The 19,279-nt window shown below is 69.9% G+C and carries 17 protein-coding genes; all 17 read right to left on the bottom strand.

All coding sequences use genetic code 11. From position 1 onward, the window contains the following. Window positions 1–69: 69 nt before the first annotated feature. The gene (locus tag OHA25_RS32350; protein WP_371825891.1) at window positions 70–2,358 is read right to left on the bottom strand and encodes a RelA/SpoT family protein; all 2,289 of its coding nucleotides are present in this window, start codon (window positions 2,356–2,358) and stop codon (window positions 70–72) included. A 105-nt stretch (window positions 2,359–2,463) separates the two neighbouring features. Further along, window positions 2,464–2,982 (bottom strand): adenine phosphoribosyltransferase, encoded by a 519-nt coding sequence (locus OHA25_RS32345; RefSeq protein WP_305921678.1) that lies wholly within the window; start codon window positions 2,980–2,982, stop codon window positions 2,464–2,466. A gap of 169 nt (window positions 2,983–3,151) precedes the next feature. Then, a complete protein-coding gene (gene secF / locus OHA25_RS32340; RefSeq protein ID WP_327580730.1) occupies window positions 3,152–4,138 on the bottom strand; it encodes a protein translocase subunit SecF in 987 nt (328 codons plus the stop codon). A gap of 1 nt (window position 4,139) precedes the next feature. After that, window positions 4,140–5,912, bottom strand: a complete 1,773-nt coding sequence (secD, locus tag OHA25_RS32335; protein ID WP_327580729.1) for a protein translocase subunit SecD — start codon at window positions 5,910–5,912, stop codon at window positions 4,140–4,142. Between the two features lie 43 nt (window positions 5,913–5,955). Then, a complete protein-coding gene (gene yajC, locus OHA25_RS32330) occupies window positions 5,956–6,330 on the bottom strand; it encodes a preprotein translocase subunit YajC (RefSeq protein ID WP_327580728.1) in 375 nt (124 codons plus the stop codon). A gap of 217 nt (window positions 6,331–6,547) precedes the next feature. Continuing rightward, complete coding sequence (gene ruvB / locus OHA25_RS32325) at window positions 6,548–7,579, bottom strand: Holliday junction branch migration DNA helicase RuvB (protein ID WP_327580727.1); 1,032 nt, start codon at window positions 7,577–7,579, stop codon at window positions 6,548–6,550. A gap of 144 nt (window positions 7,580–7,723) precedes the next feature. Continuing rightward, the gene (ruvA, locus tag OHA25_RS32320) at window positions 7,724–8,344 is read right to left on the bottom strand and encodes a Holliday junction branch migration protein RuvA (protein WP_327580726.1); all 621 of its coding nucleotides are present in this window, start codon (window positions 8,342–8,344) and stop codon (window positions 7,724–7,726) included. A gap of 211 nt (window positions 8,345–8,555) precedes the next feature. Continuing rightward, the gene (gene ruvC / locus OHA25_RS32315; RefSeq protein WP_305921673.1) at window positions 8,556–9,086 is read right to left on the bottom strand and encodes a crossover junction endodeoxyribonuclease RuvC; all 531 of its coding nucleotides are present in this window, start codon (window positions 9,084–9,086) and stop codon (window positions 8,556–8,558) included. Between the two features lie 170 nt (window positions 9,087–9,256). Next, complete coding sequence (locus OHA25_RS32310) at window positions 9,257–10,414, bottom strand: GNAT family N-acetyltransferase (RefSeq protein ID WP_327580725.1); 1,158 nt, start codon at window positions 10,412–10,414, stop codon at window positions 9,257–9,259. 11 nt (window positions 10,415–10,425) lie between these two features. Further along, entirely contained in the window at window positions 10,426–12,132 is a 1,707-nt protein-coding gene (locus OHA25_RS32305) for a hypothetical protein (RefSeq protein WP_327580724.1), read from the bottom strand. Window positions 12,133–12,286: 154 nt separating this feature from the next. Next, entirely contained in the window at window positions 12,287–13,042 is a 756-nt protein-coding gene (locus OHA25_RS32300; RefSeq protein WP_327580723.1) for a YebC/PmpR family DNA-binding transcriptional regulator, read from the bottom strand. A 3-nt stretch (window positions 13,043–13,045) separates the two neighbouring features. After that, the gene (gene pdxT / locus OHA25_RS32295; RefSeq protein WP_327580722.1) at window positions 13,046–13,660 is read right to left on the bottom strand and encodes a pyridoxal 5'-phosphate synthase glutaminase subunit PdxT; all 615 of its coding nucleotides are present in this window, start codon (window positions 13,658–13,660) and stop codon (window positions 13,046–13,048) included. Between the two features lie 80 nt (window positions 13,661–13,740). Next, the gene (locus OHA25_RS32290) at window positions 13,741–14,592 is read right to left on the bottom strand and encodes an endonuclease/exonuclease/phosphatase family protein (protein WP_327580721.1); all 852 of its coding nucleotides are present in this window, start codon (window positions 14,590–14,592) and stop codon (window positions 13,741–13,743) included. 101 nt (window positions 14,593–14,693) lie between these two features. Continuing rightward, window positions 14,694–16,379, bottom strand: coding sequence for an alkaline phosphatase D family protein (locus OHA25_RS32285; RefSeq protein ID WP_327580720.1), 1,686 nt, complete (start codon window positions 16,377–16,379; stop codon window positions 14,694–14,696). A gap of 217 nt (window positions 16,380–16,596) precedes the next feature. Further along, entirely contained in the window at window positions 16,597–17,529 is a 933-nt protein-coding gene (pdxS, locus tag OHA25_RS32280) for a pyridoxal 5'-phosphate synthase lyase subunit PdxS (protein ID WP_305921667.1), read from the bottom strand. A gap of 110 nt (window positions 17,530–17,639) precedes the next feature. After that, a complete protein-coding gene (locus OHA25_RS32275; RefSeq protein ID WP_327580719.1) occupies window positions 17,640–18,653 on the bottom strand; it encodes a DUF3048 domain-containing protein in 1,014 nt (337 codons plus the stop codon). A 62-nt stretch (window positions 18,654–18,715) separates the two neighbouring features. Next, window positions 18,716–19,246, bottom strand: coding sequence for a hypothetical protein (locus tag OHA25_RS32270; RefSeq protein WP_442942217.1), 531 nt, complete (start codon window positions 19,244–19,246; stop codon window positions 18,716–18,718). Between the last annotated feature and the right edge of the window lie 33 nt (window positions 19,247–19,279).

The raw sequence follows: 19,279 nt of genomic DNA, 5'->3' as shown, positions 1-19,279 counted from the left end.
GTCCAGAGTGGGCCACCCTCGCCTGCCGAGCCCGAGCGAAAGGACCGAAGCCCCGCGAGGGGCCGTCGGTCAGCTGCCGGCTCCGCTGACCCGGTAGACGTCGAAGACCCCCTGAATGCTGCGCACGGCCTTCAGGACGTGCCCCAGGTGCTTCGGGTCCCCCATCTCGAACGTGAACTTGCTGATCGCGACCCGGTCCCGCGACGTCGTGACCGAAGCGCTCAGGATGTTGACGTGCTGGTCGGACAGCGTCCGGGTGACGTCGGACAGCAGGCGCGGCCGATCCAGCGCCTCCACCTGGATGGCCACCAGGAAGACGCTGTCGTCGCTCGGCGACCAGCTGACCTCCACCAGCCGGTCCGGCTGCGACTTGAGCTGCTGCACGTTGGTGCAGTCGCCCCGGTGCACGGACACTCCGTGCCCGCGGGTGACGAATCCGACGATCTCGTCACCGGGCACCGGGGTGCAGCACTTCGACAGACGCACCCATACGTCGGCGTCCCCCGCCACCACGACGCCCGCGCCGCCGCCCCGGGGGCGGCCGCGCAGCCGGGTCGGCAGGGCGGTCTCGGCGATGTCCTCCTCGGCGCTGTCGACGCCGCCGATCGAGGCCACGAGCTTCTGCACGACGGCCTGCGCCGCGATGTGCCCCTCCCCCACGGCCGCGTACAGGGCCGACACGTCGGGGTAGCGCAGGTCGCGGGCCAAGGCCAGCAGCGCCTCGCCGGACATCAGCCGCTGCAGCGGCAGCCCCTGCTTGCGCATGGCGCGGCCGATGGCCTCCTTGCCCGCCTCGATCGCGGTCTCGCGGCGCTCCTTGGAGAACCACTGCCGGATCTTGTTGCGGGCCCGGCCCGACTTGACGAACTTCAGCCAGTCGCGCGACGGCCCGGCGTCCGGCGACTTGGAGGTGAAGATCTCGACGGTGTCACCGTTGCCCAGCCGCGACTCCAGCGGCACCAGCCGCCCGTTGACGCGGGCCCCGATGCAGCGGTGACCCACCTCGGTGTGCACGGCGTAGGCGAAGTCGACGGGAGTGGCCCCCTCGGGCAGCGCGATGACCTGCCCCTTCGGGGTGAACACGTAGACCTCGGAGACCGACAGGTCGAAGCGCAGCGAATCCAGGAACTCGCCCGGGTCGGAGGTCTCCTTCTGCCAGTCGAGGAGCTGGCGCAGCCAGGCCATGTCGCTGCCCGGCTTGACCTTGCCGGGAGGGCCCGAGCCGCCGACCTCCTCCTTGTACTTCCAGTGCGCGGCCACGCCGTACTCGGCCCTGTGGTGCATCGCGTGGGTGCGGATCTGCAGCTCCACCGGCTTGCCCTCGGGACCGATCACCGTCGTGTGCAGCGACTGGTACATGTTGAACTTGGGCATCGCGATGTAGTCCTTGAACCGCCCGGGCACCGGATTCCACCGGGCGTGGATGGTCCCGAGCGCCGCGTAGCAGTCGCGCACGGTGTCGACCAGGACGCGGATGCCCACCAGGTCGTAGATGTCGTCGAACGCCACGTCACGCGCGATCATCTTCTGGTAGACCGAGTAGTAGTGCTTCGGCCGGCCCTTGACCACCGCGCGGATCTTCGCCTCGCGCAGGTCGCCGGAGACCTTCTCGATGACCTCCTGCAGGAACAGGTCCCTGCGCGGCGCCCGCTCCGACACCATGCGCGCGATCTCGTCGTAGCGCTTGGGGTAGAGCATGGCGAAGGCGAGGTCCTCGAGCTCCCACTTGATCGTGTTCATGCCCAGGCGGTGGGCCAGCGGCGCGAAGATCTCCAGGGTCTCACGGGACTTCTGGTGCCGTTTGTGCTCGGGCAGGTAGCGCATGGTGCGCATGTTGTGCAGCCGGTCGGCCAGCTTGATGATCAGCACGCGGATGTCGCGCGCCATCGCGACCACCATCTTGCGTACGGTCTCGGCCTGGGCGGCGTCGCCGAACTTCACCTTGTCCAGCTTGGTGACGCCGTCGACCAGGGACGCGATGGTCTCGCCGAAGTCGCCGCGCAGCTCGTCGAGGCTGTAGGCGGTGTCCTCGACGGTGTCGTGCAGCAGCGCCGCGCACAACGTCTCGTCGTCGGTGCCGAGCTCGGCGAGGATGGTGGCCACGGCGAGCGGATGCGTGATGTACGGGTCGCCGGACTTCCGCTTCTGGTCGCGGTGGTGGTAGGCGGCGACGTCGTAGGCACGCTCGATCACGCGCAGGTCGGCCTTGGGGTGGGTGGCGCGGACCGTGCGGAACAGCGGCTCCAGCACCGGGTTCATGGCCCCACCCCCAAACCGCCGCCGGCGCGTCGCCGGCACGCCGCTCGGCTCGGCACTGCCGGAGTCGGTTACGTCGGGCACGACCGCATCACGGGGCACACAGACTCCTCCCGCAATGACTCCTCACGCGATTTGGCTCCTCACGTTCGAGTCCAGATCCCCCAGTGTATCCAGGTGGCAAAGCCCGGCTGTCGCCGGCCGGGCTCAGACGATCACCAGGGAATGCAACTCCACTCCCGGCAAACGCTCCCGGCCCTTGAGAAATGCCAGCTCCATCAGCACCGCGATGCCCACGACCTCGGCGCCGGCCCTCTCCACCAATTCCACGGCCGCCTTCGCCGTGCCGCCCGTGGCGAGCACGTCGTCGACGATGAGAACCCGGTCACCGGGCGCGAAAGCGTCACGGTGCACCTCGATGGTGGCGGAGCCGTATTCCAGATCGTAGGACTCTTCGAGGGTCGCGGCGGGCAGTTTCCCCTTCTTGCGCACCGGCACGAACCCGGCCCCCGCCCGGTACGCCACCGGCGCGGCCAGGATGAACCCGCGCGCCTCGATCCCCACGATCTTGTCCACCTGGTGCAGCCCGGCCAGCTCCTCCACCACGGCGGCCATCGCCACAGGGTCCGCCAGAAGCGGGGTGATGTCCTTGAACATGACTCCCGGCTTCGGGTAATCCGGGATGTCCCGGATCCGATCCAAGATCATCGTGCTCAGCTCGCTCATGGCTTCCTCGCCTCTCTCCACCGGCCGTGTGCCGGGCTCCATGATGATGCATTCCGGCCCCCAAGCGGACCGGACCCGCCCCGTTCCCGGTCGCCGCCCAGCCCTGGGCCGGTCACAACGCGACGCCCCCGCCCGGTCACGGGCGAGGGCGTCGGCTATGCGGTACGGGCTACCCCTTGGCTACCGCGGCGCTTTTGGAACCCTTCTTGCCACCACCCGTGGAGGCGAGCCTCCTGGCGATGGCCTGGTACTTCGGCTCGCGCTCCTTCAGCGTCACCAGCAGCGGCGTGGCCACGCAGAGCGAGGAGTACGTGCCGACGATCATGCCGACGAACAGGGCCAGCGACAGGTCCTTCAGCGTGCCCGCGCCAAGGAGCGTGGTGCCGATGAACAAGATCGCCGCCACCGGCAGGATCGCGACCAGCGAGGTGTTGAGCGACCGGATCAGCGTGTGGTTGAGCGCGTTGTTGGCCGCCATCGAGTACGTCATCTTCGACGTGTGCCCCAGCTTGGCCGTGACCTCCTTGATCATGTCGAACACCACGACCGCGTCGTAGAGCGAGTAACCGAGGATGGTCAGGAAGCCGAGCAGCGTCGCCGGCGTGACCTCGAACCCCGACCAGGCGTAGATGCCGGCCGTGATGACGAGGTCGTGGATGAGCGCGACGATGGCGGCCAGCGCCATCTTCGGCTCGAACGCCATCGACAGATACAGGATGATCGCCACCATGAACACGCCGAGGCCGATCCAGGCCTGCTGGGAGACCTCACCGCCCCAGGACGGGCCGATGGCCTGGATGCTGACCTCGCCGGCCGGCGTGTTGAAGTCCTTGGCGATCTCGGACTGCACCTGTGCCCGGGTGTCCTCCGACAGGCTCTCGGTGGTCACCCGCCAGCCGTCGCCGGCCGACTGGACGATCACCTGGTGCACGCCCTCCTCGCGGATGGACTCGCGGATGGTCTCGACGGTGGCCGTCGGGGCCTTGAACGAGTAGACCGTGCCGCCCTTGAACTCCACGCCCAGGTTGAGGCCGTTGAACAGCAGACCGGCCAGCGACACGAGCAGCAGGAAGCCGGACAGGCTGTACCACAGCCTCCATTTGCCGACGAAGTCGACGTCGATCTCGCCGCGATAGAGGCGACGCGCGAGTCCCATCTCAGGCCTCCTGCGGAGTGGTCGTGCGGCCGGTCGTGCTGCTGACTTCGCTCATACGCTCGGCGTCGAGACCGGACAGCGGGTGCCCCTTGGCGAAGAACTTCACCTTCGCCAGCATGGCGATGAACGGCTTCGTGAACAGGAACACCACCACGACGTCGATCAGCGTGGTAAGGCCCATCGCGAACGCGAACCCGGCCACACCGCCCACCGCCAGGAAGTAGAGCACGATCGCGGCGATGAACATGACGGCGTCGGCGATCAGGATCGTGCGCCGGGCACGGACCCAGGCCACCTCGACGGCCGCCCGGAGCGTGCGCCGCCCCTCCTTCATCTCGTCACGTATGCGTTCGAAGTAGACGATGAAGGAGTCGGCGGTGATGCCGATCGAGACCACCAAGCCGATGATGTGCGGGAGCGACAGCCGGAAGTTGGCGTTCGTGCCCAGCACGACCACCGACGTGTACGTGATGACCGTGGCCACCACGAGGCTCAGCACCGCCACGATGCCCAGGCCGCGGTAGTAGAGCAGGCAGTAGAGCACCACGAGCGCAAGCCCGATGACGCCCGCGATCAAGCCGCCCCGCAGCTGGTCCTGGCCCAGGGTCGAGGAGACCGTGTCGACGGAGCTGCGGTTGAACTTCAGCGGCAGCGCGCCGTACTTCAGCTGGTCGGCCAGCGTGGTGGCGCTGGCCTGGGTGAAGCCGCCGGTGATCTCGGCCCGGCCGCCGGGGATCGGGCTGATGATGTTGGGCGCGGTGATGACGACGCCGTCGAGGACGACCGCGACCTGGTTACGCGGCGCCTGCGCGTTGTAGGCCTCCGTGGTGAGCTTGCCCCATTCGCCCGCGCCCTTGCTCTTGAAGTCGAGCTGGACGATCCACTCGGTGGTGCCCTGGCGGATGCCCGCGGAGGCGGTGTCGATGTCGGTGCCGACGACCCTGGCGACGTCGAGGACGTATTTGGCGCTGCCGTTGGCATCGCAGGCGGCGAACTGCTTCTTCGGGTCGTCCTGGACGCCCTGGCCGCGCTTCTTGGGGTCGGCGCAGTCGAGCGCCTGGAACTGCTTGAGCACCGCGGGGTCGATGCCCTCGGTGTTGATCCCGGCGTTGGGGTCCTCAGCAGGCGGCGTGCTGGCCGGGGCGGTCGGGCTCGCCGTCGGCGTGGCCTTGGCGTTCTGGCCCTTCTTGTCCTGCTTCTGGCCGGCTTGCGTGGCCGTCGGCTGCGCGCTCGGGGTTGGCGCGGTCAGCGCCGACGACAGGGCCTTGCCCGTCGGAGAGGCGCTGGGCGCCGGCGAGCCCGCCGACGGGGACGGCTTGGCCGACCCCGTCGCGGAAGCCGAGGGCGAGGCGGCCGGCGTGGGAGCGTTGGTGGCCAGCTCCTGCGGAATCTGCGTGGCCTGCAGGGCGAGCACCTGGCGGAAACGCAGCTCCGCGGTGGTGGCGACCAGCTGGATGGCCTCATTCTGTCCGACGCCCGGGATGGAGATGATGATGTTGTCGCCTGACTTGGCGACCTCCGCATCGGAGATGCCGGTGCCGTTGACCCGGTCGCGGATGATGTTGACCGCGCGGTCCATGATCTCCTCAGGAGGAGAGGCACCGTTCTGCGTCACGGGGGACAGGGTCACCGTCGTGCCGCCGGCGAGGTCGAGTCCAAGCTTGGGCGTATACGCCTTCTGCAGGAACATCGTCCCGCCCAGGGCGAGGATGAGCGCCAGCAGCACCAGGAGCGTTCGCCCCGGTCGGCTGTGGCGGCTGGTCGGTCGGGCCACTGGTCGTCAGTTCTTTCGGATAGAGGTTTGTCGCAGAGCTTAGTCAGGACTGCTTGGTGTTGGTGTCCTGACCGTCGTTGCGATCCGCGCTGGGCTCGGACTCGTTCGTGTCCTCCCCGGACTCGTCCGCGTCCCGCTCCCCTGCCGCCGGAGGCTCTCCGGGGGCGACGACGCGGCCGATCGCGGCCTTCACCCAGCGGGTTTCGATGCCGGGCGCGACCTCGAGGACGACGTCCTCATTGTCCACCGAGACAACGGTCGCGAACAGACCGGTCGTGGTCATGACGCGGGTGCCGGGCGCCAGGGAGTTTTGCATCTTGATCGCCTCTTGCTGGCGCTTGCGCTGGGGGCGGATCAGCAGGAAGTAGAACACCACCACCAGAAGAATCAGCGGCAGGATGCTACCGAGTTGTCCCATGTCCATAAGGGGCGACCTTTCATTGCCGTACAAAAAGTTGACACCGGCCTCGCGCCGGAAATTCCGTGCGTTGCTTCGGGCCGCGCCGCTCAGCCCGTCAGCCTACACAGCCAGCCAAGCCACGGAGTGTAGGCGCTTGTTGCGAAACGCGGCAACGAGGCAGCGTTTCGGCGCGCGGGGAAGTTCCCGATTTGAAACGGTTGCAACCGTTCTGTGATCAGCCGAAAAGTGACGCTCCGAACGCATCCGGTGGTGGTGTCATACCGAGGTGCGCCCACGCGGCCGCGGTCGCCACCCGGCCGCGCGGCGTCCTGGCCAGCAGACCTTGGCGTACGAGGAACGGCTCGGCCACCACCTCGACCGTCTCCGGCTCCTCCCCCACGGCCACGGCGAGCGTGGACAGGCCGACCGGGCCGCCGCCGAATTTCTTCAGCAGCACGCCCAGCACCGCCCGGTCGAGCCGGTCGAGCCCTTCGGCGTCCACCTCGTAGAGGTTGAGCGCCGCGGCGGCGATCTCTCGGTTGATCACGCCGTCGGCCCGCACGTCGGCGAAGTCGCGTACGCGTCTCAGCAGGCGGTTGGCGATGCGGGGCGTGCCGCGCGAGCGCCTGGCGATCTCGTGGGCGCCCTCGGCGGGGAGGTCGAGGCGGAGCAGCTTGGCCGAGCGGTAGAGCACCTGCTCCAGCTCGGCCGCCTCGTAGAAGTCCATGTGGGCGGTGAAGCCGAACCTGTCGCGCAGCGGGGCGGGCAGCAGCCCGGCCCGGGTGGTGGCGCCGACCAGGGTGAACGGCGCGATGTCGAGCGGGATGGCGGTGGCGCCCGGGCCCTTGCCGACGACGATGTCGACCCGGAAGTCCTCCATGGCGAGGTAGAGCATCTCCTCGGCGGGCCGGGCCATCCTGTGGATCTCGTCGATGAACAGCACCTCGCCCTCGGCCAGCGTGGACAGGATGGCGGCGAGGTCGCCGGCCCGCTCCAGCGCGGGGCCCGAGGTGATGCGGAGCGGCGCGTTCAGCTCGGCCGCGACGATCATGGCCAGGGTGGTCTTGCCGAGTCCCGGGGACCCGCTCATCAGCACGTGATCGGGCGGCCGCCGCCGGCGAAGGGCGCTCTCGAGCACGAGCGACAGCTGCTCTCTCACCCGGCCCTGGCCGATGAACTCGCCGAGCCGCTTGGGCCGCAGGGCCGCCTCGATCTGCAGCTCGTCGCCCGCGGCATCGGCCGACACGAGCTCACGCTCAAATCCCACGCCCACCACACCCCCTCACCGGATCGCCAACCTCAGGGTCCGAAGTTCTCACCGTATGGCCCTCAGCACTCACCGCGCAGCGACGGGGCGAGGCGGCCTTGCCTACAGAGAAAACAGCGCCACCGGAACAGGACCGGAACGCGATCATCGCACGCTCAGCGATCGAAGCGCCGCCTTCAACAGAGCGGCGACCTGGGGCTGGCGGCCGGCGGCGAGCTCGGCGTCGGCGTCCGGCTCCACGGCGGCGAGCGCCTCGTCGGCGTCCTTGCTGGAGTAGCCGAGCCCCACCAGCCCCGAGTGGACCTGCTCCCGCCACACCGCCACCCGCCGCTCTCCGTTGAGCGCGGCGTTGACGGCCTCCTCGGGCGTCCCGAGCCTGTCCTTGAGCTCCAGCACGATGCGCTGGGCGCCCTTCTGCCCGATGCCCGGCACCTGCGTGAGCGCCTTGAGGTCGGCGCCGGCCACAGCCACCCGCAGCGCGTTGGGCGTATGCACGGCGAGCATGGCGAGGGCCAGCTTGGGCCCGACGCCGCTGGCGGTCTGCAGCAGCTCGAACACGGCCCGCTCGTCGTCGGTGGCGAAGCCGTAGAGGGTGAGCGACTCCTCGCGCACCACCAGCGACGTCGCCAGCCGGGCCGCCTCCCCGACGCGCAGCGTGGCGAGCGTGCCCGGGGTGCAGTGGACGAGCATGCCGACCCCACCGACTTCGATCACCGCCCCGTCCGGCGCGATCGCCGCCACCCGTCCCGCCACCGACGCGATCACAGCTCACCCTCCGCACCTGACACGATCGCCACTCGACTCGCCGCGCGATCCAGCAGGCGGCCCACCACGCGACCCAGCGGGCGACCCGCCGCACGACCCAGCGGACCACGCACCACGCCATCCAGCGGGCGACCCGCCGCACGACCCTGCGGACCACGCACGGCGCGATCCCACGGGCGACCCGCCGCATGACTCATCGTGACCGACGCGTTCATCGCCTGACGTCCTTTCGTGTGGCCCGGGCCAGGGCCTCGGCGAGGCGGGACTGGGCGCCGCCGCGCCACACGTGGCAGATGGCCAGCGCGAGCGCGTCGGCGGCGTCGGCGGGCTTGGGCATCTCGGGCAGCCGCAGCAGGCGGGTCACCATGGCGCCGATCTGCTTCTTGTCGGCGGTGCCACTGCCGGTGATGGCGGCCTTGACCTCGGACGGGGTGTGCAGCGCCACCGGCAGGCCCCGCCTGGCCGCGCACAGCACGGCGATGCCGGCGGCCTGGGCGGTGCCCATGACGGTGCGTACGTTGTGCTGGCTGAAGACCCGCTCGACCGCCACCGCGTCGGGGCGGATGTCGTCGAGCCACTGCTCGATCCCCGCCTCGATGCCGACGAGCCGCGTGCCGAGCTCCTCGTCCGCGCCGGTGCGGACCACTCCGACGCCCACCAGCGTCAATGGCGCGCCCGGACGCCCCTCGACGGCGCCCAGACCGCACCGGGTCAGCCCCGGATCGACGCCCATCACCCGCACCGGCCTGTCCCTCCCGCGCCGCCGAACACCTGTTCGGCACCAGACTCTACCCCGGCCGAGGTGGCCGCGCACCGTGAAACGCCCGGCCGACCGCCTCTGACGCGAGCCCCACACGGGACAGCCGCCATCGGCATGCCGTCACAGACACACCCCACGCCCGGGACAGCCTGTCAGAAGTAGTCGAGCATGTACGGCTTGGCGGCGAAGACGGCGTCCAGGGCGTCGTCGTACCGGTCGTCGCCGGACATGAGCCCGGCCAGCCGCAGCGTGCTCGTGGGAACCCCGCAGTACAGGGCGGCCAGGCCGTTCGCGCCGAGCACCGCGCCCGGCGCGCCGGCGCCGGACTCCCCCACCGGCGTGGCGGCGCCGGACCCGCCAGAGAACTCCAGCCGCCACGTGCCGCCACCCCGCACGGGGTCCTCCACGGTGACGACGGCCTCGCAGCTCACAGGCAGCGGATATCCCCTGCGCTCGATCGCGGCGGCCACGTCGAGCACCCTGAACATCCAGCGCACCTGCTTGACGTGCTCCTTGCCCCGCTCCCGCAGCAGCCACAGCACCGGGTCGTCAGGCGCCACGGGCGCGAGGACGTGCTGCGCGATCGAGGAGGCGGTGCCGACCAGGGACCACAACGTCCTGGCGGTCTCCGCGGATCCGGCGACGAGGTTGTCGACCTGGATGTCGTCGCCCTTCCACCGGTAGATCAGGAAGCCGTCGTCGGCGAGGTAGAGGAAGTCGTCCTCGTCCTCGAGCCACAGGTTCCAGGTGCGCTCGTCCCAGGAGACCGGACCGCTGGCGCGGGCGGCGGCGTGGACGCGGTGCAGCACGGAGATGACCTCGGCGCCGTCGCCGGCCCCCATCCTGCTCAGCTTGACCTGCCCGGAGGGGCGGATCTGCCGCAGCGCCTCGGCCGGGAGGCGCACGTTGTGCTGCGCCCCGGCGTGCTCGTAGCCGAGGGCCCGATAGATCGGCGTTGTGGCGGGGTAGAGCACGGAGACCGCGTCGCCGAGCGCCACGGCCCGGTCGATGACGGCCCGCATGATCAGCGTGCCGACGCCGCGCCCGCGATCTTCGGGCGACACGGTGACCCCCGCGATCCCGGCCATCGGCTGCGGCCTGCCGTGCCACCACTGCGTGAACTGCCGCAGCCGGGCCGCGGCCGTGAGCCTGGAGCCGTCGAAGGCGCCGAGATAGCGGCCCTCGCCGAGCAAGGGGATCGTCGAGCGACGCCAGCGCTCGGCGTCAGCAGCCGAAAGCGGGCCGAACGAGCGCTTCCGGATGTCGAGGACGTCGTCGAGGTCCTCCGGAGTCAGATCGCGAATATCCACAATGATCCAACTTACGCAGCCGGGATACGGCGCCGCGAACCATTTGCGCGTACGGCGAGCCGGTCGAGATAGAGCAGCTGAGCGGCCACCACGATGGCCAGCGCGACGACGACCACGAGCAGCGGCGTGGTGACGCCGACACCGGGTGAGGCGACGGCGTACCGGCCGAGCTCGTTCACCTGGGCGACGGGCGCCGTGAACAGGCCGGGCTGCTGGGCGACCAGCAGCGGCCAGAGCAGGTCCTGGGCGTTCACCAGCGCGACGGCGCCCACCAGGATGCCGGCCATGGGCAGCGAGGGCAGGACGACACCGCTGAAGAAGTCCCTGTCGTTCCGCTCTGCCAGTCCCTTGCACAGCAGGGTGAGCACCAGCAGGGCCGGCACGCTCACCAGCAGGGGCGGGAAGAGCGCGAGGAAGGTGTCGACCAGGCCGAGGTTGCGCATGTTCTGCCAGTTCGCCACGCCGAGGGGGCCGGTGCCGACGAACAGCCAGGGCGCGAACACCAGCAGCAGCCACTCGCTCCCGCGCCCGAGCGGCCGCAGACCGCCGATCCCGAGAGCGGCCAGGTAGGAGACCCCGACCGACACCAGCGCGCCGGCGACGGCGGGCACCCAGGTGTTGACCTGCGTACGCAGCCCGCCCGCCGCACTGCCGGGCGAGCCCAGCACGCCGGAGATCCAGGGCCAGGACAGCAGGATCCCCACGGCCAGGAAGAGGACCAGCGCCGCCACCCCGACCACCACCCCGGCCGTCTTCGGCGGCCGGTCCGAGCCGCCGGAGCCGGAAGGTGCGGCGGCGGCGGATCCATCGGGCAGCGGCGCGGAGCCCTGCGGCCAGGCGTCCGGACGCGCGAAGGCCTGAGGGGCCGGAGGGGCGGGAGTGCCGCCGGCAGGCGCGAGCGTGATGCGTAGCCGGGAGGCCGCGACGACGACGGTGGCGACGATCCCCAGCACGCCGAGGGCTGCACCTGTGAGCGTCGCAACGGCCGCACCACGGCCGAACTGGGCCATCCTGAAGGCGAAGTCGTATTGGAGGCCCGCGAGGGTCCCTGTGGAGCGCTGAGGGCCTCCGTTGGTGAGGACCAGCCCGATCGAGAAGGTCTGCAGGCCGACGGCGACGGTGGCGAGCGCCACGAGCACGCCGACGACGAGCATGGCGGGCGCGACGGTGCCGCCGCGCAGGGTGGGCAGGAACGCGATGACCGCCAGCGAGCACACCACGCCGAACGTCGCCGCGGCGACGATCAGGCGCAGCGCGCCCGGCGCCGTGTCCGGCTCGCTCAGCCCCTGCGCCAGGGCGACCAGGCCGGACGCCTCCCGCCTCAGGCCTTGGATCCAGGCCGCCGCCACGCCCACGGGCGAGAACGTGACGATCGCGAGGGACAGCACGATCCGCCCGGCCCGCCGCGTCCAGGCGCCGCCCCAGTCGAGAGCCGCCGCCAGCAGCGGCGCCACGACCACGGCCACGAGCAGCGGCACGACGGTCAGCGAGAGCGTGAAGCCGAGCGCCCGCCAGAACGCGTCGTCGCCCAGCACCTCACCGTAGTTGGACATCCCCGCATAGGTGCTCTCCTTGAGAACGCCGCCGCTTTGGAAGCTGAGCCAGATCGTCTGCGCCGTCGGCAGCACCAGCGTGATGAGCGCGCCGAAGAGGGCGGGCACGGCCAGCAGCCAGCCGAGCGCCCGGTAGGACGTCTGCGGTGGGGTGGGGGAAGTCACGTCGCCCGACCCTACGCCGCCACCGGCCTCGCGCGCATCTCAAGGTCGCCACGGGCCCCGGGCTTGGATCCCACACGAGGAAACCGCACGGAACTGAGCATGCAAGAGCCAGGGCCCGGCAGGAACGGGCCCCAGAGCTTTGCGGAGAAGGCGGCTATTCGGCGCCCAGGCGCTCCAGCACCGCGTCGCTGACGTCGAAGTTGGCGAAGACGTTCTGCACGTCGTCGCTGTCCTCCAGCGCGTCGATGAGGCGGAACACCTTCTTGGCGCCCTCCTCGTCCAGCGGCACGCTCATCGTCGGCAGGAAGCTCGACTCGGCCGAGTCGTAGTCGATCCCGGCCTCCTGCAGCGCCTTGCGCACCGGCACCAGATCCCCGGCTTCGGAGACGACCTCGAAGGAGTCACCCATGTCGTTGACCTCCTCGGCGCCCGCCTCCAGCACGGCCATCAGCACGGTGTCCTCGTCGAGCCCGTTCTTGGGCACGATGACGACGCCCTTGCGGTTGAACATGTAGGACACGGACCCGGGGTCGGCCAGGGAGCCGCCGTTGCGGGTCAGCGCGACGCGCACCTCGGAGGCGGCGCGGTTGCGGTTGTCGGTGAGGCACTCGATGAGCACCGCGACGCCGCCCGGCGCGTAACCCTCGTACATGATCGTCTGCCAGTCGGCGCCGCCGGCCTCCAGACCGCCGCCGCGCTTGCGGGCCCGCTCGATGTTGTCGTTGGGCACGGAGTTCTTCTTCGCCTTGAAGATGGCGTCGAAGAGGGTGGGGTTGGCGTCCGGGTCAGGGCCACCGGTGCGGGCCGCCACTTCGATGTTCTTGATGAGCTTGGCGAACAGCTTGCCCCGCTTGGCGTCGAGCGCTGCCTTCTTGTGCTTCGTCGTCGCCCATTTGGAGTGGCCGGACATTACTTAGAGCTCCCTAACCATGTCTACGAAGTAACGGTGCACGCGAGCGTCCCCGGTGAGTTCGGGGTGGAACGATGTCGCGAGCAGCGGACCTTGACGGACCGCGACGATCCTATCCCCAGGCTCGCACCGGCCCAGCACTTCGACATCGCCGCCGACGGATTCGACCCAGGGAGCGCGGATGAACACCGCGTGCACCCGGTCGCCCGCGAAGTCCAGATCCTCCTCGAACGAGTCCACCTGGCGGCCGAACGCGTTGCGCCTGACCACCATGTCGATGCCGCCGATCGTCTGCTGCCCGGCGATGCCGTCCTCGATCCTGTCGGCCAGCATGATCATGCCGGCGCAGGAACCGTAGGCGGGCATGCCCTCCTTGATCCGCATCCGCAGCGGCTGGAGCATGTCGAAGGTCTCGGCGAGCTTCCACATGGTGGTGGACTCGCCGCCGGGGATGACGAGTCCGTCGACCGCGTCCAGCTCGGCCGGTCTGCGGACGGCATGGGCCGTCGCGCCTGCCTCCTGAAGCATGCGCACATGCTCGCGCACGTCTCCTTGGAGAGCGAGTACGCCGATCGTGGGCACAGTCGATCCTTCCGTTCGGGTGCGGGTACCGACCATTCAACACCAGGATGGCCTGGCATCTTCCTTCAGCGGCGCGCGTTCAGCGGCGCGCTGCAGGTGGCGGACGCAGTCCGCGCCTACAGGGCCAGCTTGGCGTAGACGGGTTTGTGGTCGGACAGGATGACGCGGCGGTCGACGTGGCAGCGCCGCACCGTGCCTTTCGGGGCGAACAGGTAGTCGAGTTTCTTGCCCTCGCGGCTCCAGCGTCCGGTGCGCCGCGCGCCGCGCTGGTCGCATTCCTGATACGCCCGGTACCACGGCGCGACCGCGCGGCGGCCGGCGGCGCTGCCGTACCCACCGTCCGGGGGCGAGACGTTGAGGTCGCCTCCGGCGATCGTCCGGTATCCGGGCTTGGCGACGACCTCCAGCAGTCGTTTCAGCTGCCTGGTCCGGTAGGGCGCGCCGGGCTGCCGGTCGTCGTACTGGGCGCCGGAGGACAGGTGGGTGCCGCAGGCGTGGACCTTCCTGGCGGGGATGGTCGCGCAGACGGCGGCGCGCTTGACATACCAGGGCGGGGCGGGCAGCGGATGGATCTCGAACGTGGCGGCGTCGCCCGCCACCGCGACGGCGATGCTCTGCGCGCCGCGCGGGCGGCCGAGGCGGTCGGGGTGGCAGGCGTACGGGGCGCCGTCCGCGGACTGCAGGCCCCACGAGCCGATCGTCCAGCCGCGGCCGGTGCGTTGCTCCAGCCAGAGCTCCAGCGTGCCGGTCGCACCTGTGCAGAATTCCTGCAGGAAGATCACGTCGGGTTTGACCGGCTGGTCGAGCGCGTACGTGCCGATCGTCTCGGCCAGTTCGAGCGCGCTCGCCCGGTAGAGGCGGCAGGCGGAGTTGGTGCCGGTGCAGACGTTCCAGGTCATGACCGACAGATCGGCACGCGCGGGCGCCACCAGCAATCCGGCCACAAGGAGCAGGACATGTCCCACCATGGTCGGACATCCTAGTGAGCGGGCACCGCCTTGGCGCCGACGGTGCGCCTGAGCAGGAGGACCACAGCCCGGCCGCGACGGCGGCCGGGCCGGTGTGGTCGCTAGGGGCGCTCGGTCTCCAGGCGGACGGTCTCCTCGCTCGTCATCGGCTGCCTGCGCAGGATCGTCGGGTCGAGCGGCCGCAGGTACGTCTGCTGCACCCCCGGCACCCGGTCCTCGATGACGAACGTGGCCCGGGTGTAGACCTCGGCGCCGGGATCGGTGACCCGGGGCACGACCTTGAAGTCGGCCGCCATCTGCTCACGCTCGATCTTCGTCAGCACGTATCCGCGCTGGTTGTTGTAGAACTTCAGGTGCGGGTTGATCGTCAGGAACGGATGCGTGGCCGGGTCGGAGTCGGTCCCGTTCCCGCCGGTGGAGATCGACGTGGCCACCAGTTCGGAGCCCACCGACGGCCCGGTCGGGTCGTCGTAGTCGAGCTTGAGGTCGCTGGCCCAGTGCGCGTGCACGTCGCCGGTCAGCACCACGGGGTTGCGCACCTGCGCATCGACCCAGCCCTGCGTGATGCGGCGCCGGGAGGCCACGTAGCCGTCCCAGGCGTCCTGGCTGGTGACCTTGGCGGGCCCGGCGTTGTTGTCACGCTGGGCGAAGAACACCTGCTGCCCGAGGATGTCCCACTGGGCCCGCGACTGGCGGAACCCGTCCAGCAGCCACGCCTCCTGCTCGGCCCCGGTGATCGAGCGGGCGGGGTCGATGGAGGCCGGGCAGTCCTTGTAGCCGTCGCCGCAGCCCTGGTCGTCGCGGTACTGGCGGGTGTCGAGCATGTGGAAGGTGGCCATCCTGCCCCAGCGGATGCGCCGGTAGAGCTGCATGTCGATGCCGCGCGGGATGGAGGTGCGGCGCAGCGGCATGTTCTCGTAGTAGGCGCGGAAGGCGGCCTCGCGGCGGGACAGGAAGTTCGGCTGGGGGATCTCGGGCCGCTCCGGCACCTCGTCGGCCCAGTTGTTGTCCAGCTCGTGGTCGTCCCACACCACCAGCCACGGCGCGGCGGCGTGCGCGGCCTGCAGGTCGGGGTCGGCCTTGTACTGGGCGTGGCGCTGGCGGTAGTTGGCCAGGGTCTCGGTCTCGGGGCCCTCATGGTGGCGGATGTTGCCGCCGGGGATGTTGTAGGTGTTCTTGGTGTACTCGTACTGGTAATCGCCCAGGTGCAGGATCAGGTCGGGGTGCTCCTCGGCCAGCCTGCGGTAGGACGTGAAGTAGCCGTGCTCGAACTGCGCGCAGGAGACGAAGGCCATGGCCAGCCCGCCGCCGTACGACAGCGGGTGCGGGGCCGTGCGGGTGCGGCCGACGTGCGAGACGTACGGGCCGACGCGGAAGCGGTACCAGTACTCGCGGTCGGAGCTGAGGTTCTGCAGCTCGACGTGCACGCTGTGACCCCATTCCGGCGCGGCCACGCTCACGCCGGAGCGGACGACGCGGCGAAGGCGCTCGTCGGCGTACACCTGCCACAGCACCGGGAACGGGCGCTGCGGCATGCCGCCGAGGCCGTCCTCGGCGAGAGGCTCCTGGGCGAGCCTGGTCCACAACACGAAGCCCTCGTGGTCGGGATCGCCGGAGGCGACGCCGAGCGTGAACGGGTCGGTGCGCAGCCCGCGCGAGGCCAGGCTCTGGGCGGTTTCGGCGGCAGGATCCGGATCGTCGGCGTGCGCGGCGGTGGCCGGGATGGCCGCCGCGGCGCCTGCCGCTAAGCCGGTGACGAGGAAATGCCGGCGGTTCAGCTTGGGCATCAGTGGCTCCTGGGACGATCGAGGGTGAGGGGGTTTCCCGTAGCCTTACTGACGATCATGACTGCGTAGTTAACACCGCACAACACGAAAAAGACGACATCCTTCGCGGATGTCGCCTCTTTCGGAAATTTCCGTCGTCACCGTCGTCCGGCAGCGCCCCCGCCCGCAGTGATCATCTCACTGGAGGCAGGTCCGTGGCCTGCAACGACGCGCCGGACTACCAGCCGCGCTCGGCCAGGCGGTGCGGCTGCGGGATGTCGTCGACGTTGATGCCGACCATAGCCTCGCCCAGGCCGCGCGAGACCTTGGCGATGACGTCGGGGTCGTCGTGGAACGTGGTGGCCTTGACGATGGCCGCGGCGCGCTTGGCCGGGTCACCCGACTTGAAGATGCCCGAGCCGACGAACACGCCCTCGGCGCCCAGCTGCATCATCATCGCGGCGTCGGCCGGGGTGGCGATGCCGCCCGCGGTGAACAGCACGACCGGCAGCTTGCCGGCCTTGGCGACCTCGGCCACCAGCTCGTAGGGGGCCTGCAGCTCCTTGGCGGCCACGTACAGCTCATCCTCGGGCAGCGAGGCCAGCCGCTTGAGCTCGGCGCGGATAGTGCGCATGTGGGTGACGGCGTTGGAGACGTCGCCGGTGCCCGCCTCGCCCTTGGAGCGGATCATGGCCGCGCCCTCGGTGATGCGGCGCAGCGCCTCGCCCAGGTTGGTGGCGCCGCACACGAACGGCACCGTGAACTGCCACTTGTCGATGTGGTTGGCGTAGTCGGCCGGGGTGAGCACCTCGGACTCGTCGACGTAGTCCACGCCGAGCGACTGCAGCACCCGGGCCTCGAGGAAGTGGCCGATGCGGGCCTTGGCCATGACGGGGATCGACACGGCGTTGATGATGCCGTCGATCATGTCCGGGTCGCTCATCCGGGACACGCCGCCTTGCGCGCGGATGTCGGCGGGCACGCGCTCGAGGGCCATGACGGCCACCGCGCCGGCGTCCTCAGCGATCTTGGCCTGCTCGGGCGTGACGACGTCCATGATGACGCCGCCCTTGAGCATCTCGGCCATGCCTCGCTTGACGCGGGCGGTTCCGGTGACGGGGCCAGTGGTCGGCGGGGTCTGGGGCGTGCTGCTGGACACGGTCTTCCTCACGGGCTCTCAAGGGCGAATCGGTAAGTTATCAAGCCCATGGTAGGTCCTGATGGACTCCCACCCCGACATGCCAAGATGTCAGGATTTGTCGCCCAGCTTGTACAGGATGATCAGGGGATCACGGGCTTGCGGCTGGCGAGAGCCACCCAGACCTGGCCGGGGGCGAAGTTCATCGGCTCGCCGCTCTCCGTGGTGAACGTCGTGCCGTCCTTCTCCGATTCCCGTTCCCACTTGGCTTTGAAAGCTTTACCGTCGCGCAGCACGATCGCCGAGCCCTTGCCCGTGGTGTGCACCAGCGGCGTGTAGCTGTCGTTCTTGTCGTGGAACTGCGAGCGCTCCGTCTTGGTGTACTGGATGACGATCGTCGGCGCGCCGAGCTGCCCGCCCTCGGCGGCCATGTCCTTCTTGCCGTCCTGCCAGATCATCCACATCTTGCGCTGCTCGGACCAGGCGAAGGTGAAGCGCGCGGCGGGCCACTTGACGGTGTACGCCTTCTTCTCCACGCCGCCCTCGGCCGGCGCGTCGCCGAAGGTGAAGCCGACGTCCTTGGCCTTGCTGGCCTTGGGCGCCTTGGCCACCAGCTGCTTGGTGTTGGCGAACAGGTTGTACGGGGCGAAGCGGCCCGGCTGCCGGAAGTACGCCCCCGGGTTGCGGGTGTCTCCGACGTCGAACAGCGACGCCTCGGCGATCAGCGGCAACATCAGGGTCTGCGCACCCGAGTAGGAGAAGGCCGGCTTGCCGAACATCGGCGCGATGTGCAGGTCGGAGATGCGGGCGCTGCGGACCGGGCCCACCTTGGCCGGCAGCTTGGAGGAGAAGATCGCCATGAGCCGGGTCAGCCCGGCCTCGACCTGCTCGATGTAGACGATGTCCGCGCTCTTCAGCCCCAGCTGGGGCTTGCCCGCCGCGGTGTTCTCGATCTTCACGGCGAGCACCGGCTTGAGCGCGTCGTACGGCTTGCCGGTGAACGGGTGCGCCTCGACCTCGGCGGGCTCCTCGCTCGGCGCCACGGTAGCGGCCTGTGGCACCTTGCCTGGAGCCGGCTCGTCCGACGAGCAGGCCGCGACGGGCAGCAGCACGGCCGCTCCGGCAAGTGTGAGCGTGATCATCCGGGGTAGCCGCACCTGCAACACTCCTCGCTTCAGCCCGAAAACCGGATGAAGCTTACTGGCTTCCCCAAATCAGGTCATTCAGTTGCCATAGTCGCAGGCGGATTGTCATCAATTTCGAAGAAATCGGGATACTCCGTATGACCCGCCAGGCGCAGGGTTCTCGCTAGCCAGCGGCGCTGCGCCGAACGGGTGACCGCCACCGCATTGTTATAAAAGCGCCGTGAGTAGACGACCTTGGCCACGGCCGTGTCGAGCTCCTCCAGCAGGTCGCGGCCGCCAGGCGACTCCGACAGCTTCTCCCTGAACCGCTCCTGGTCCACCGCCGCCCGCAGCGCCCGCGACAGGTCGCTCTCCGCGTGCTCACGCTCCTCGGGCCCGGCGCTCCTGGCCTCATGGGCGGCCGCGGCCAGCACCAGCGACGTGGCCGGGTCCAGCAGGCGCGCGCCGGCCAGCTCCAGCACCACCGCGCGGCGCCGCATCAGCGCGGCGTCCAGCGACTCGCGGGCCAGCTCCAGGCGGATGTGCAGGCGGTCGAGCCGGCCGGCCCGCCAGGAGACGTACACCGCCATGAGCACCACGACGATGCCCACGATCAGAATGACCATGGTGGAGGTCACAGCTCATCCCCCCGGCCGCCC

It is taken from the genome of Nonomuraea sp. NBC_00507, assembly GCF_036013525.1.
Classification (GTDB): Bacteria; Actinomycetota; Actinomycetes; order Streptosporangiales; family Streptosporangiaceae; genus Nonomuraea.
This window is presented reverse-complemented; position numbering and strand designations above follow the sequence as displayed.

Coding starts and splice junctions, on each gene's coding strand:
- OHA25_RS32285 (WP_327580720.1), bottom strand. CDS start 16,379: ATGCCCAAGCTGAACCGCCGGCATTTCCTCGTCACCGGCTTAGCGGCA.
- OHA25_RS32345 (WP_305921678.1), bottom strand. CDS start 2,982: ATGAGCGAGCTGAGCACGATGATCTTGGATCGGATCCGGGACATCCCG.
- OHA25_RS32290 (WP_327580721.1), bottom strand. CDS start 14,592: ATGGTGGGACATGTCCTGCTCCTTGTGGCCGGATTGCTGGTGGCGCCC.
- secF (WP_327580730.1), bottom strand. CDS start 4,138: ATGGGACTCGCGCGTCGCCTCTATCGCGGCGAGATCGACGTCGACTTC.
- OHA25_RS32270 (WP_442942217.1), bottom strand. CDS start 19,246: ATGGTCATTCTGATCGTGGGCATCGTCGTGGTGCTCATGGCGGTGTAC.
- OHA25_RS32300 (WP_327580723.1), bottom strand. CDS start 13,042: ATGTCCGGCCACTCCAAATGGGCGACGACGAAGCACAAGAAGGCAGCG.
- yajC (WP_327580728.1), bottom strand. CDS start 6,330: ATGGGACAACTCGGTAGCATCCTGCCGCTGATTCTTCTGGTGGTGGTG.
- pdxT (WP_327580722.1), bottom strand. CDS start 13,660: ATGGTCGGTACCCGCACCCGAACGGAAGGATCGACTGTGCCCACGATC.